17 protein-coding genes and 1 pseudogene are annotated in these 14,473 nt (G+C 39.5%); 7 read left to right on the forward strand and 11 right to left on the reverse strand.

Annotated elements, in window-relative coordinates:
* Positions 1 to 76: 76 nt before the first annotated feature.
* The 5 genes from J7E66_RS23005 to J7E66_RS23025 all read right to left on the reverse strand — a co-directional run bounded on the left by J7E66_RS23005 (position 77) and on the right by J7E66_RS23025 (position 4,491).
* The gene (locus tag J7E66_RS23005) at positions 77 to 859 is read right to left on the reverse strand and encodes a putative protein N(5)-glutamine methyltransferase (protein ID WP_098933267.1); all 783 of its coding nucleotides are present in this window, start codon (positions 857 to 859) and stop codon (positions 77 to 79) included.
* Positions 860 to 921: 62 nt separating this feature from the next.
* A complete protein-coding gene (locus tag J7E66_RS32390; RefSeq protein WP_374103879.1) occupies positions 922 to 1,032 on the reverse strand; it encodes a DinB family protein in 111 nt (36 codons plus the stop codon).
* A gap of 250 nt (positions 1,033 to 1,282) precedes the next feature.
* Positions 1,283 to 2,269, reverse strand: a complete 987-nt coding sequence (locus J7E66_RS23015; protein ID WP_215004114.1) for an aldo/keto reductase — start codon at positions 2,267 to 2,269, stop codon at positions 1,283 to 1,285.
* Between the two features lie 342 nt (positions 2,270 to 2,611).
* Positions 2,612 to 3,727, reverse strand: a complete 1,116-nt coding sequence (locus J7E66_RS23020; RefSeq protein WP_215004116.1) for a cysteine desulfurase family protein — start codon at positions 3,725 to 3,727, stop codon at positions 2,612 to 2,614.
* Positions 3,728 to 3,762: 35 nt separating this feature from the next.
* On the reverse strand, positions 3,763 to 4,491 hold the full coding sequence (locus tag J7E66_RS23025; protein ID WP_215004118.1) for a gamma-glutamyl-gamma-aminobutyrate hydrolase family protein: 729 nt from the start codon (positions 4,489 to 4,491) through the stop codon (positions 3,763 to 3,765).
* Between the two features lie 161 nt (positions 4,492 to 4,652).
* On the opposite strand from J7E66_RS23025, the gene J7E66_RS23030 reads away from it, so the two are divergent.
* From J7E66_RS23030 to J7E66_RS23040, 3 genes are all read left to right on the forward strand, one after another.
* Positions 4,653 to 4,790, forward strand: coding sequence for a hypothetical protein (locus J7E66_RS23030; RefSeq protein WP_168244534.1), 138 nt, complete (start codon positions 4,653 to 4,655; stop codon positions 4,788 to 4,790).
* A 172-nt stretch (positions 4,791 to 4,962) separates the two neighbouring features.
* Complete coding sequence (locus J7E66_RS23035) at positions 4,963 to 5,883, forward strand: DMT family transporter (protein WP_251033090.1); 921 nt, start codon at positions 4,963 to 4,965, stop codon at positions 5,881 to 5,883.
* Between the two features lie 139 nt (positions 5,884 to 6,022).
* The gene (locus J7E66_RS23040; RefSeq protein ID WP_168244628.1) at positions 6,023 to 6,259 is read left to right on the forward strand and encodes a hypothetical protein; all 237 of its coding nucleotides are present in this window, start codon (positions 6,023 to 6,025) and stop codon (positions 6,257 to 6,259) included.
* Positions 6,260 to 6,318: 59 nt separating this feature from the next.
* Here the strand turns inward: J7E66_RS23040 and J7E66_RS23045 are convergent, their stop codons facing one another.
* Positions 6,319 to 6,573, reverse strand: coding sequence for a DUF1292 domain-containing protein (locus tag J7E66_RS23045; protein WP_215004120.1), 255 nt, complete (start codon positions 6,571 to 6,573; stop codon positions 6,319 to 6,321).
* Between the two features lie 179 nt (positions 6,574 to 6,752).
* Between J7E66_RS23045 and J7E66_RS23050 the strand changes: the two genes are divergently transcribed.
* Positions 6,753 to 7,094, forward strand: a complete 342-nt coding sequence (locus tag J7E66_RS23050) for a hypothetical protein (protein WP_374103881.1) — start codon at positions 6,753 to 6,755, stop codon at positions 7,092 to 7,094.
* 506 nt (positions 7,095 to 7,600) lie between these two features.
* Here the strand turns inward: J7E66_RS23050 and J7E66_RS23055 are convergent.
* A complete protein-coding gene (locus J7E66_RS23055) occupies positions 7,601 to 7,825 on the reverse strand; it encodes a hypothetical protein (RefSeq protein WP_215004122.1) in 225 nt (74 codons plus the stop codon).
* A 204-nt stretch (positions 7,826 to 8,029) separates the two neighbouring features.
* Between J7E66_RS23055 and J7E66_RS23060 the strand changes: the two genes are divergently transcribed.
* From J7E66_RS23060 to J7E66_RS32950, 3 genes and pseudogenes are all read left to right on the forward strand, one after another.
* Entirely contained in the window at positions 8,030 to 9,331 is a 1,302-nt protein-coding gene (locus J7E66_RS23060; protein WP_308162568.1) for an MFS transporter, read from the forward strand.
* A gap of 5 nt (positions 9,332 to 9,336) precedes the next feature.
* A complete protein-coding gene (locus J7E66_RS23065; protein WP_308162569.1) occupies positions 9,337 to 9,558 on the forward strand; it encodes a hypothetical protein in 222 nt (73 codons plus the stop codon).
* Positions 9,559 to 9,654: 96 nt separating this feature from the next.
* Positions 9,655 to 9,743 (forward strand): annotated as a pseudogene (locus J7E66_RS32950) (hypothetical protein); the annotation flags it as partial.
* A 311-nt stretch (positions 9,744 to 10,054) separates the two neighbouring features.
* Here J7E66_RS32950 and J7E66_RS23075 read toward each other — a convergent pair.
* From J7E66_RS23075 to pruA, 4 genes are all read right to left on the reverse strand, one after another.
* Entirely contained in the window at positions 10,055 to 10,309 is a 255-nt protein-coding gene (locus J7E66_RS23075; RefSeq protein WP_214713742.1) for a biotin/lipoyl attachment domain-containing protein, read from the reverse strand.
* A 47-nt stretch (positions 10,310 to 10,356) separates the two neighbouring features.
* Positions 10,357 to 11,655 carry a Glu/Leu/Phe/Val family dehydrogenase gene (locus J7E66_RS23080; protein ID WP_215004126.1) on the reverse strand — a complete coding sequence of 433 codons (1,299 nt, stop codon included), beginning with the start codon at positions 11,653 to 11,655 and terminating at the stop codon, positions 10,357 to 10,359.
* A 158-nt stretch (positions 11,656 to 11,813) separates the two neighbouring features.
* On the reverse strand, positions 11,814 to 12,728 hold the full coding sequence (locus J7E66_RS23085) for a proline dehydrogenase family protein (protein ID WP_215004128.1): 915 nt from the start codon (positions 12,726 to 12,728) through the stop codon (positions 11,814 to 11,816).
* 78 nt (positions 12,729 to 12,806) lie between these two features.
* Positions 12,807 to 14,375 carry an L-glutamate gamma-semialdehyde dehydrogenase gene (gene pruA / locus J7E66_RS23090; protein WP_215004130.1) on the reverse strand — a complete coding sequence of 523 codons (1,569 nt, stop codon included), beginning with the start codon at positions 14,373 to 14,375 and terminating at the stop codon, positions 12,807 to 12,809.
* Positions 14,376 to 14,473: the final 98 nt, after the last annotated feature.

The raw sequence follows: 14,473 nt of genomic DNA on the forward strand, positions 1-14,473 counted from the left end.
TGTTGAAGAAGGATTTTTCATTGTGTATCGTACCAAGTAATGATCATATTAGGTTAAATCTAGTTGTCTATTTACTTTAGAGGCTAGGTTTAGTACCGATGATCACCGTGGCGTCCAATTCATCATTTCTGGCTACTTTAGGGATAAGCCCCATACTAGAAAAAATTTCAAAGGTTTGGTATGCCTGCTGTTCGCTCGTTTCTAACAAAAGGTGCCCTCCCGGAGCTAACCAGAGAGGTGCCTCTTTCGCTACCATACGCTGTAGGTCAAGTCCGTCCTTCCCTCCGTCAAGGGCCAGTTTTGGTTCATACAGGCGAGCCTCCCGGGGAAGCAGCTTGATCGCCTCGGTAGGTACGTAAGGAGCATTAGCAACTACGATGTTCACACGGCCTTGAAGGGAGTGGGGTAGGGCTGTAAACAAGTCCCCTTGAAAAACGTGGCCACCAAAAGCTGTTATGTTGCCGCCAGCACAGCTTACTGCAGCGGGGTCGAGGTCAACAGAGTACAAGGCTACCCGTCCTAAAGTTGCTGCAAGAGCTGCACCTACAGCTCCTGACCCGCAACACATATCAACAACGATATCCCCTAAACAAGTTAGGGTTTCTGCCTGACGGACAAGAAACTCTGTTCGTTTGCGAGGCACGAAGACCTCAGAGTCTATCTTTATCCTCAGACCACAGAACTCTGTGTACCCAATGACGTGTTCAAGAGGTATCCCCTCGGTTCGCATTTCGACCATTTTCATAAGGTCATCCAATGTCGGTGCTTCAGATATAAGTAGCAGTGCCTCTTCTTCTGCAAAAACACTACCAGAAGTCCGAAGCTTATGGATGATAATTTCTTCAGTTTGGTCATCCATATAAAATTTAATTTGCTTTACTATTGATACCACCCAATCTTTCCTTATAAGTTGGCTTTTATTTATTCCTTTAAATTCGCAAGAATCTGGAAAATCTGTCCTCTATGATGTGATTCGTGTTCAATGAGATGGTAGATAATCCACTCAGGTGTTACATCGTATTGATTATGAATCCTCGGTTTACATTTTTCTCCTCTCTTTTAATTCATATATTCTCTGTGAAAGTTAATGTTCCTTCTTAAACTAACGGAACAAGGCTTAAGTTTCACAATCTATTAATAAAAAATAACCATCAAATTAACTTACAATTTGATGGTCATTTTACATTACATTTTTAATGTTTTATGAGAGTTAACTGAACCTGTTATGGATTTACACCTTTCTTTCCACCTATGCTACTCCCAAATATCTACCTTTTTCTAATTACAAATTAACGCCTTTCATACCAGCTTCATGGTAACGTTCTCCGGCTGCAACACCCCGAGGAGCAACTTCGTTTATACGTGCTAAGTCAGTTTCTGTTAATGATACATCAAGTGCACCAACATTTTCCTCTAAGTATTGGACTCTCTTCGTGCCTGGGATTGGAACAATGTCATTTCCTTGAGCTAGCAGCCAGGCAAGGGCAAGCTGGGAAGGCTGGCTGGCTTTTTCCCGTGCTATTTCGTTAATTTTATTGACCAGTTCCAAATTTTTCTGGAAGTTTTCTCCTTGGAATCGAGGAGAAAAGCGGCGATAATCATCGGCTGCTAAGTCTTCAAATTTCTGAATCTGCCCTGTTAGAAATCCTCTTCCTAATGGACTGTAAGGGACAAAACCGATTCCCAGTTCCCGGCAAGTGGGCAGAATATCATCTTCGACGTCACGGCTCCAAAGGGAATACTCGGTCTGAACAGCGGTAATCGGATGAATAGCAAATGCACGTCTAATAGTTTGGGCGGCTGCTTCTGACATACCTAAAAAGCGCACTTTCCCTTCCCTAACTAAATCCGCCATGGCGCCGATTGTTTCTTCAATTGGTGTGTTTGGGTCGACTCGATGTTGGTAGAATAGATCGATATGATCCACACCTAAGCGGCGAAGGCTAGCTTCACAGGCTTCTTTGACATATTCAGGGCGGCCATTTATTCCCAGAAAAGCTCCATCTTCAGATCTTACATTTCCAAATTTAGTGGCAACAACCACTTGATTCCGACGACCTTTAATTGCCCGTCCGAGTAATTCTTCATTTTTACCTACGCCATACATATCAGCTGTGTCGAGAAGCGTAATCCCCATTTCAATGGCACAATGGATTGTTTTAATAGACTCGTCGTCATCTCTCCCACTGTAAAAATCCGACATCCCCATACAGCCTAGTCCAAGCGCCGATACTTCCAGCCCAGTTTTACCTAATATTCTTTTTTGCATTCCAACACACCTTCCTTCATGTCGTTCCGTATTAAGAACATTATAATACGCCAATTACATTGAGTAAATGAGTTAAAGATACTAGTGAATATAGAAAAGTGGCTCTATTATACCTATACCCGATAAACTAACTGACTTCGGTAAAATAAACTGGCTCTTTCTTACTCTATCCCGATAAATTATCTAACTTCGGTGAGATAAAGCACCTCTTTCTTACCCTAACCCAATAAATTATCTGACATCAGTAGTATAGAGCGATTCTAAAAGCTTATGTAAAGATAGGAACCTTTAATCCCAGAGAAAAAAGACTAACTGCCAATAGTTAGTCCCTGACCGAAGAAATTAATAGATTCTTTTTAACGATTCCATCACTTGATCTATCTCATCTTTCGCCGTATATCGGCCTAAGCTAAAGCGGATCGCACCCATGCCCACCTCTTTAGGAACATCCATCTCTTTTAATACCGGAGATAATTCAATGCTGCCGGCATGACAGGCTGATCCAGTTGAAGCCGCTAAATATGGGATGGCTGACAACAAGTCTTGACCAATTTTTCTTACAAAACTTACATTTAAAGTATTGGGCAGACGTTCCTCTGGGTGTCCATTCAATACTACCTGGTCTCCAAATGCATCCTGTAATTGCTGCCAAAAATAGTCGGTCAAATCTTTTATGCCACGATTCCCTTCCTGTTGTTTAGCAATTTCACAAGCCGTTCCTAATCCCACTGCTAGTAAAGTATTTTCTGTGCCAGCACGCAGGCCAAACTCATGCCCAGCCCCATGTATGAGTGGTTCCAATTCGATTCCCTCTCGTATAAAGAGTGCTCCAATTCCTTTCGGAGCATAGAGTTTATGGCCGGCAATCGTGAGCATATCTACCTTCAAATCATTCACATTTACCGGGACTTTTCCAACCGATTGAGAAGCATCCGTATGAAAAGCTATCCCATGCTCTTTAGCTATATCACCGATCGCTTGGATTGGCTGTAAGGTACCTGTTTCATTATTGGAATGCATAAACGAAATCAGGATCGTTTCCTTGGTAATCGCCTTTTCTATTTCTTCTAGTGTAACTTTCCCGGTCCCATCCACGTCTACATATGTGACCTTTGCCCCAATTTGTTCGAGGAATTTGCAAGGATTCATAATTGCAGGATGTTCAATTTTAGAAGTAATGATATGGTTTCCTTTATGCCGATTTTTAAAATAAAAACCTTTTAATGCAAGGTTATTGGCTTCGCTGCCCCCACTTGTGAAAATAATTTCTCTAGGGGAACATCCAATTAACTCAGCAACCTGTTTTCGGGCACTATGTAATAATTCTTTTACAGGTCTCCCCGCCCAATGTAAGGCGGATGGATTCCCATAAAAATCATCTAGCAACGGTTTCATGGCCTCTACTACTTCAGGAGCCATAGGTGTGCTGGCATTGTAATCAAGATAAATTTTTTCCATCGATTGATTCCTTCCCTTCCACTATAAACCGATGATTAAACCATGACCTTTGCACTGTTTTTAATAAATTCTAAGAACAAATTATTCATCTCAGCGTTTGTACTTGCCATGGATTCAGGATGCCACTGAACACCCACCGTAAATGTGGTTGGATGGCTATATTCTACTGCTTCAACGATTCCATCGGATGATTGTGCAACGATACGAAGATCGCTGGCTACCTCACCGATTGCTTGATGATGGAGACTATTAACTCGGATACGATCAGATCCTACTATTTCAAACAATCTACTATTTTTGGAGATGGTCACCCAATGGGTATCTTGACTTCTATCAATCTTCTGAGAGTGTTGGATTGGTTCATTGACTTGACTCGGGATATCCTGAATTAAGGTTCCTCCCAGAGCAACATTCAAAATTTGCACACCTCTGCAAATCGCAAGAAGGGGAATATCGTTCTCAAGCGCATATTTAACAATCGCTATCTCTGCCAAGTCCCGCTCTGGTGTAGTTGGACCTAAGTGGTGATGAGGATCCTGATTAAAAAGTTTAGGATCGACGTCCTCTCCCCCGCTTAGGATAATTCCATCACATAAACCAAGCGTTTCTAAAGAAATTTCGGGGTTAATATATGGAAGGATAATAGGAATCCCACCATTGGCGACAACACTTTTATGGTAATCATGGTGCACATAAACACCTTCCATATAGTCGTTATGTTTAACATAGGCACCCGTTATTCCGATAATTGGTTTTCTGTTCATCTTTCTTCCCCCTATGACTTTGACACTAATATTGATATCTTAACACAATAATTTTTCAATACAGCTGTGAAAAAATTTACATAATCTTAAAATGTACTTCATATATTAATCTGTATTGTAATTATACAATAATATTAACATGATCAAAGGATGGAGATACTATGGAGCATGTTCTTTACAATGGAAAGAAATATATTATCCTTTATACGTATGATTCTGGGTACTGCGAGATTAAAGAAATAGAAAGTGTTCATAATGTACAATTGGTTCATTTATCAGAATTAAAAAATCTAACTTAAAAAGATAAAGCTGGAAAAGGAAAACTCCTTAACCAGCTTTTTTCATGCTTAAAAAGTGTGTATGATTTTTTAATTGATTAAATAATTTAAATATTTTATTAAAATTTATTTCGAAATTCGAAAAAGATGTTAAAATCTATTTATTAAATTGAAATGGATTGTAGGGGATTGGATGAATAAGAATAAGAAGCTATGGCTGATTTATGGGATGTTATTTTTTGCCACGGCTACATGGGGAAGTGCATTTCTTGCTGGTAAAGTCGCCGTAAAAGACTTTGAACCGGCAACCGTTGCTTTTTTACGTTTTTTGGGGGCTGCGATCCTTTTGTTTCCGCTAATGTGGCTGATGGAAAAAAATCGAAAGAAGCCCACCCTCAAAGATTATGGATTATTTGCCGTTCTTGGATTAACAGGCATTGCAATATATAATATTTGTTTTTTTATGGCTACCAAACATGCACCGGTTATTAAGAGTTCCTTATTTATTGCCTCAAACCCAGTACTGATTGTCCTTTTATCAGGATTATTTTTAAAAGAAACAATCACCAAAAATCATATGATTGGAATGGTGATTGCCCTAACTGGGGTTACCTTCATTATTACCGATGGTCACCTACTCTCACTTTTCCAATACGGTTTTGAGACGGTCGACTTTGTTTTACTAGGTGCAGTAATAAGCTGGGCATTGTACAGTGTGGTTGGTAAAGTCGTTTTAAAAAAATTCAGTGCGGTGGAATCCACCACTTATGCGGTTGCATTTGGTACCATATTTTTATTTCCGTTTGCATACGTGGAAACATCCTGGCACGATGTACAAACTGCTAGTGTTTCAACCTGGATCGCCATTTCACATATGAGCATTTTTGTAACGGTGGTTTCATTTATCATGTACTATTACGGCATAAAAGAGGTTGGTGCTGCGAAGGCTTCTATCTTTATTAATGTGATGCCGTTATCAGCTGTCTTGATGGCTACCTTCTTTTTAGGTGAGACCTTTACATTTGCTCAAGGAATAGGTGCCGCCTTTGTTTTAACTGGGGTATATATTGGAACCAACACGAAACTATTTAGAAGAAAATTACAAGCAGCATGACTTAAAGGTCAAAACGGCAGTGATTTAGCTAATCACCGCCGTTTTCTTTCCTGATGAAATTTAAACCTACTTATCAAAAAGATAAATGCATATTTCTCTACTTTTTTTCAAATTATATGAAAAAAAGGTGGTTATATAAGTGAGTAATTGGCATCTCATTTTGTCTGGTATTGCATTGTTAGTGTTGATTGGCGGTTTAATTTTTACGTTAGGGACTGGAAGAATGGTCAGTACTAGATCAGGTGAATTTGATACGCAAATCAATGAAAAAACTCAAAGACATCCTTATTTACTGAATCCAGTGTTTCTTGTTTGGATTATCGCCATTGCAGCTATCATTATTTATATCATTTATCTTGGCTTTAATTACTACTGATTAAAAAACGCAGCGAAAGGACCCCCTATTATCCGGGCTACCTTTCGTTGCGCTATGTTTTATTCAGCCGGAGCATGTTCCACGGCGATTTGGTATGCAGCCAAAATCGCTTCACTTTCGGAAGGGTTATTAATACCCACTAAGTCTTGGTTACCTTCCTCACCCTCAATCTTCATTACGATGGTTTCATCCTCTGCATTTAGTAGAGCATAGGATTCATCCTTCATATCAAACAAGGCTTCAACAGCAAATTCTTTAAGATTCCCGTGGTCATCTTCAATCGTTATATAATCACGTGGTTCATCATGATTCATCGTCCCTCACCTCAACAAAAGTACTCAGAAATATTGTTCCCTTACCCACAAAAAAGTTCAGTGGAAAAATATTGTTAATACCATTAAATACTCGATTGGAAATTGGGAAAAATAATATAACAAGCTTTAATAAGGGGACTATTATGACAGACAAAATTATTGAGGCAGTCACACCGCAGATGCAACAAGAAATCGATCGAATGGTTAATGGCATGACTTTTACGAAAAATTTTCGTTCGGCCACGGCTGAAGAGTGGTATCTTTTTTTGCCTGGATATCAAGATCCTCGAACAGGAGGAGCCGCTGGGAAAGCTATTGTCCATTATGATCTTTACGGTAATCGAGACATTTTTATTAATACCACGGTGATAATTGACGATCCTGCTCTATTTCAACCAGATGTCCACCCTCTTGTCTATGCGGTCGCAGACGAGGTGGTAAATAAACTCGTTGGGTACGCGGATACTCTGCTGTCGGTTCATGCCGGTGAAAATTCCTATGATGCAGAGTATAAACAGTAATACTTTGACTTTGATAAAAAAGGAAATAAGGACTAGGTAAAAAACATATTGGCGAACCCACTCTCTCTTTTTCATGTGTTCGGTCGCTTAGACGCCATTTTGGCGACCCTTCTCTCTCTTTCTTCCTGTGTTCGGTCGCTTAGACTTCTTTCTCTTTTCACATAATCTTAAAGGTTTGATTGTATTATTATTGAATTTTTTTGAAAGGTAAAAAGGGTTTAAGTGTGTTTACCAAGAACATTGGTACAATAAATAGTGGGTTTCAAAATTGAAGTGTTTAATGAGGGCTGCTAATAACTTCTGGGTCTCTTCTAGTTCCCTGTAATAATAGGAATCATAAGAGAGGCTTCCAAAAAAACAACCAGGTCTTGTTGTAAAATATTATTAGGAGGGTCCTTTTCCTTTAGAACTTGAAGACATAAGTTATTTAGGTCCAGCAAATTTTTCTTTGTACCTTCTTGTGTGAAAAGAGGGTCATCTTCCCCGTTATAGAGTGTTTCCACAAATCAATTGTGAATTTGGTTGGCCTTTCGCCAGTACGCAACTTCTTCATAAATACTTGACCATGAGGAATCATATTCCTTAAAATGCTTAATATGTGGCTTTAGCTTTTCATAGATTTTATCCTGATCTGCTTTATGCTTACTTATTTGTGCACTTGCTAAAACGATTTCATCATAGTCCATTCCTGTGATCTTAGGTACAGAAACTAAATACATATCCAGTTCCATTTTCTAACTCCTTTTTCTAATTTATTAGCTGTAAACATATAGTAATACAACCACTATTATCCTATCATAAATAAACTCCATCACCGCCTAGTTCATATGAACAAATATTGAATTTTTCGACATTTCTCTATATAAACTGCTATTTTTTCTTGATAAAATAAAAAACAAATGAAGAAGGGTTTGTCCTTCAGAAAGAGGTTTCGTGTGGCACACAACCCGTTCGATTCAAAACCAGATTGGTTGAAGAGTTACATAAATTCACCAGAAAAGCAGGAGAAGTTATATCGACGGACATTACTGATTGTTGTCATGTCACAGATTTTCGGTGGGGCAGGGCTTGCTGCTGGAATTACGGTTGGCGCACTTCTTGCCCAAGATATGTTAGGGACGGATAGTTATGCAGGGATTCCAGCAGCGTTGTTAACGTTGGGTTCTGCTGGGGCAGCGTGGCTTATCGGTCGAGTCTCACAACGTTTCGGCCGACGAATAGGACTTGCGGGAGGATTCTTGACTGGCGGTATCGGTGCGATTGGAGTGATCGTTTCCGCCATCACAAGTAATATCTTTCTTCTTTTCGCCTCGCTTCTGGTCTATGGTGCAGGCTCAGCTTCAAACTTACAAGCGCGCTATGCCGGAACTGACTTAGCAAAACCAACACAGCGAGCAACATCAATCAGTATTGCCATGGTATCAACCACATTCGGCGCTGTGGCGGGACCCAATTTGGTCGATGTAATGGGTCGATTTGCCACGTCAATTGGTGTCCCTGCTCTAGCCGGTCCATTTATTCTTGGCGCGGCTGCCTTTATCCTTGCTGGTTTAGTACTTTTAGCTTTCCTGCACCCAGATCCTCTGATTGTTGCCGATGCCATTGCAGTTAAGCAGCAAATCAATAGTAGTAATCCTTTAGTAAAACAATCTAGCAATCTAGCAATCAATAAACGAGGAATCGTTGTTGCTGCGACAATTATGGTTTTAACTCAGATTGTCATGACATCCATCATGACAATGACACCAGTTTACATGAAACATCATGGGCATGGTCTGAGAGAAGTCGGAATGGTCATCGGCTTCCATATAGGTGCCATGTACCTTCCCTCTCTCATAACAGGTATTCTCGTAGATAAGATAGGCCGAACTACAATGGCCATCGCTTCCGGTGCCACGCTCCTGGCAGCTGGCATTCTTGCTGGCAGTGCACCTCCTGATTCCATGCTGGTCCTTATCATTGCACTCGTTTTGCTCGGGCTTGGCTGGAACTTTGGGTTAATTAGTGGGACTGCACTGATTGTCGATTCAACATCCCCCTCTAACCGGGCCAAAACACAGGGAACGGTAGATGTTTTAATTGCTTTGGCTGGGGCATCCGGGGGAGCGCTTTCCGGAATGGTGGTTGCACAAACAAGTTATGCTGGACTCTCATTTGCTGGAGGGATCCTTTCCTTACTTCTAATCCCTGTTGTGATCTGGTCTCGTAGCAATCAAACCATGACTGAAAAAAGCTAATATAAGTGATTAATAGATATAGGGAAATGGATTTAGCGATGTCGGACCAAGCAAAAAGGAACAAATACGTTGCAGATGGCATTAAAGAAACCGCAGGAGCAGCCTTTCATACCATTCATAGTGCGTTAGAAACCACGGAAAACGTGGCTATGAACACTGTTGACGAAACTAAAAAAATGGTTAACAATTTAACAGGAAACCAAAACAACATACGTTTATCGAGCTAGATTAACTGTGCCCATGACCACTCTTGCTGAGGTCGGGCACTTTGAAGTTTCACATGTGAACCTTATGATGGACAAATCTCCTGCCAAACTCATGAGGAATTTAAAGGGGAAATTATGGAGTATATGACTTACTACAACCACTATAGGTACTAGTGGATTTAAAAAAAATGATCCCTGTTCATTAACAGTGATCACCTACTTAAGGCAGCCTAGCCTCTTTTTTAAAATGTCCATTACAAAGGGTACAGATTAAATTTTGCCTACCCTTTTTTTAAATTTTCATGTTCGAGCTCCGAGAAATGCACTAATTTTACGTTGTCTATAGCCGTGTCCCTTCCCATAATCTCACAATATCCTGAATCATACTGGTAAAACAGTGTGTATTCTTTTCCAAGATAAATGACAGTTTTTTCTTTCAAACTATTAACCCCTTTGTATCTTATTTACAACTGATGGTACTATATGTTTTGAGAACAGGAGCTGCTAAATTCTATTATCATTCACTTCCTGTGATTAATAGATCATCTTTTACCTTTACTAACAAAGTATCATTGGTAATACTTTGCTTTTCTATTACTTCTAGTGAAACAATATGACCACTTACACCAGCCCTTACCTCAACTTTATGGTTATCGGGTGTATGAATTAACATCAACTTTTCCCACTCATACACATAAGAATTTTGGCTAACAAATAGGGTCTCGATTTTTCCGCAACAAGGACTATAGATAGGTTCTATAACTTCTTTCAATTTTTAATCCTCTCTTTCACACATATAATTTAAATAAAATTAAAAACTTATAACCAGCCACGAAAACGAGATGCTTCTGCCATCCTTCTTATTCCAACCATATATGCAGCCAAACGCATATCTACTTGGTATCTTTGTGCTGTAGAGAAAACACTTTCAAAAGACTCAACTATTTTATGGTGTAACCTATGGGATACTTCTTCTTCTGTCCAATAAAAACCCTGGTTATTTTGGACCCACTCAAAATATGAAACGGTTACGCCACCTGAACTAGCAAGTACGTCCGGTACAAGTAATATGTTACGCTCTGCTAGTATTTTAGTCGCTTCAAGCGTTGTTGGCCCGTTTGCAGCTTCGACAACAATTTTAGCTTGAATATTACGTGCATTTTCACTTGTAATTTGATTGGAAATGGCAGCCGGAACAAGAATTTCACATTCTTTTTCAAGTAATTCCTGATTTGTAATGACGTTTGTGAATAAATTAGTTATGGTGCCAAAACTATCGCGTCGATCAAGCAAATAATTAATATCAAGCCCATCCGGGTTATACAGCGCCCCATATGCATCAGAAATACCAATTACTTTTGCCCCTGCCTCTTGCATAAATTTTGCAAGGTAACTTCCTGCATTTCCAAATCCTTGGATAATCACGCGCGCGCCCTTTAATGGAATCTCTTTTCTTTTTGCTGCCTCTTCGATACAAATGCTGACTCCTGTTGCTGTAGCTGTTTCACGCCCTTGCGAACCACCAAGTACAATCGGCTTTCCAGTAATAAATCCTGGTGAATCAAATTCTTGGATACGGCTATATTCATCCATCATCCAGGCCATAATTTGCGGATTAGTAAATACATCTGGTGCGGGAATATCTTTCGTGGGTCCAACAATTTGACTAACGGCACGTACATATCCCCTGCTTAAACGTTCTAACTCTCGAAGAGACATGCTACGAGGATCGCATATAATTCCGCCTTTTCCCCCACCGTAAGGAAGATTAAAAATACCACACTTTAAACTCATCCACATGGACAAAGCTTTTACTTCGTCTTCACTGACTTCAGGATGAAAACGTATTCCCCCTTTTGTAGGACCAACAGCGTCATTATGTTGAGAACGGTAGCCAGTAAAAATTTTAATGGAACCATCATCCATTCGAACAGGAATACGTACAGTAAGGATTCTAAGCGGTTCTTTCAACAATTCATACATTTCATCGCTATAACCTAACTTTTGAATCGCCTCTTTTATAATAGACTGAGTTGAACTTAATAAATCTAACGTTTCACTTTTCTGTTGGTCTGGCTTTTTAACTAGGTCACTATTAGCAAGAGCGGTCGCTTTCATTCTCTACACCTCTTATATTATGAGTTGTTTGCATTTGAAACATTCTGTGAAGACGGTCTATGGTTTTATGTCTCTTGTTCCTATCCCTAAAAGGTAGTTTTCCTTTCAATATTATAGTAATGATAGTTTTTAGGCCCACCTATCTTTTCGTTCCACATTTACTTGGAGAAGAGTCCTTTAAGAGCAAAGGTTACATTTTGTGGTCTTTCTGCCAAACGGCGCATAAAATACCCAAACCAATCATTGCCGAAAGGTATGTAAACACGCATTTTATATCCTTCTTTAACCAAACTTAGCTGCATATCTGTTCTAAATCCATATAACATCTGAAATTCAAATTGATCACGTGGGATATTATGTTTTTGAGCAAATTCTTTTACTTTGGCAATAATATGATGATCATGGGAAGCAATCGCTGCATAACTTCCGCTTAGCAAATGCTCTTCAATGATTCTCATATAATTTTGATCTACCTCTTCTTTTTCTTGATAAGCGACTTCTGGAGATTCCTTGTAAGCTCCTTTGACTAATCGCAGAGGAATTCCTTTTAATCCTTTCACATCTTGTTCAGCACGGTACAAGTAGGCTTGAATCACGGTTCCTACATTATCATAGGTTTGGCGCAGTTCTCTCAGGATATCTAAAGTGATTTGACAATGTGCGTGATCTTCCATATCGATTCGGACAAAATTGTTGTGTTTTTTTGCAGTCTCAAGAATTCTCCGCATGTTACTAACGCAAAAATCCCGATCAATATCCAACCCCAACTGGGTCATTTTCACAGATAAATTACTAGTTACTCCAGCCTTGGCGATGGCTTCTAACGTATTTACGTTATATTCTGTTGCTTCTAACGCTTCTTCTCTACTTGAAACGAATTCTCCTAAATGATCCATTGTACAAATCAAGCCTTTTTTATTTAATTCCTGGGCTTTTTTAACGGCACTCTCGATTGTGTCTCCCGCCACAACTTGAGAAGCGCCAAACCGAAGACCCCATTTTTTCGCTGCCTGATTTAAAGCTTTACTTTGGGAAGCGTGAAGAAAAACATTTTTTGATACCTCTGCCAACATTTATATCCCCCCAGATATGTTCCTCTTTTTGAATGATATATTTTATAGCGGGCAACCAAAAAGTTGCCCAACCTATTCTTAAAGTGTTTCGCTAGTTGTTTTCGCTTGCATGTGCAAAATAAGGTAATCGGGTCCTCCTGCCTTGGAGTCCGTTCCTGACATATTAAACCCACCAAACGGATGATACCCAACGATTGCTCCTGTACAACCACGATTGAAATAAAGGTTCCCTACATGGAATTCTTCTTTTGCACGCTCAATGTGATCAGGATTGTTAGAAAGTAACGCACCCGTTAATCCGTAGTCTGTATTGTTCGCTATTTCCATCATATGATTGAAATCACGTGCTTTACAGAAGGCAACAACAGGTCCAAAAATTTCTTCCTGCATGAGACGTGCTTTTTCATCTACATCAGCAATAATAGTTGGTTGAATAAAGAATCCTTTGGAATCGTCCCCTTCTCCACCTGCCACCAACCGGCCTTCTTCTTTTCCAATTTCGATATATTTTGTAATTTTGTTATAAGAAGCTTGATCAATAACGGGTCCCATATAGGTATTTACATCTTCTGGATTCCCTAACGTTAACGTCTTTGTTAAAGTTATTGCTTTTTCAAGTACTTCCTCATACACATCTTGATGTATTACTGCGCGAGAACCAGCAGAACATTTTTGCCCTGAGAATCCAAATCCAGAATAAACGATAGAAGACGCTGCTAAGTCTAAATCTGCATCTTTATCTACAACGACCGTGTCTTTTCCACCCATTTCGGCAATGACACGCTTTAACCAAATTTGTCCTGGTTGTACCTTTGCGGCACGCTCATAAATACGGCAGCCAATTTCACGAGAACCAGTAAAAGAGACAAAACGAGTTTTAGGATGATTAACCAAATAATCTCCTACTTCTGCACCACTTCCTGGAATGTAGTTCAGCACACCTTGTGGAAGACCTGCTTCATTCATCACTTCAACGAACTTCGCTGCCACAACTGGCGTATTATTAGCTGGTTTTAAAAGAATCGTGTTTCCTGCCACAATTGCTGCAGCTGCCGTTCCTGTCATAATGGCTAATGGAAAGTTAAATGGAGAAATGATGATACCTACACCAAGTGGAATATAATTAAATTTGTTTACTTCTCCTTCACGACTTTGTACAGGTACCCCGTCTTTTAATTGCATCATTTGACGAGCATAAAACTCTAGAAAATCAATTGCTTCTGCTGTATCTGCATCAGCTTCTTTCCATGGCTTTCCAGCCTCTTTAACCAGATAACCTGAGAACTCATGTTTGCGACTACGAATGATATCCGCTGCACGGAATAAAATGTTCGCACGTACTTCTGGATCTTCCTTTTTCCATGTATTGAAGGTGGATAGTGCTGCTTGCATCGCTTTTTCTGCTAATTCTTTATTAGCTTTGGAAACTCGGCCAATGACTTCTTCCTTATTCGCTGGATTAATAGATACTATTTGTTCATCCGTTTTGATAAATTCTTCTCCAATGACAAGTGGATACTCTTTCCCTAGCTCTGACTGTACATTTTCTAACGCTTTTTCAAATTCTCTTTTATTTTCTTCAAGTGCAAAATCGGTAAATGGTTCATGTTTATATGGTTTAACCGTGTTTTTATATTCTGTTATCATGAGTTTCTCTCCCTTTTGAATAATAGTAATTTTTTAACTTTTTCTATTTTTCCATAAAAAGTTTGTGTTACTGCAATATCGCCACCTTTGCTATTGTC

It is taken from the genome of Bacillus sp. ISL-7 (genome assembly GCF_018613065.1).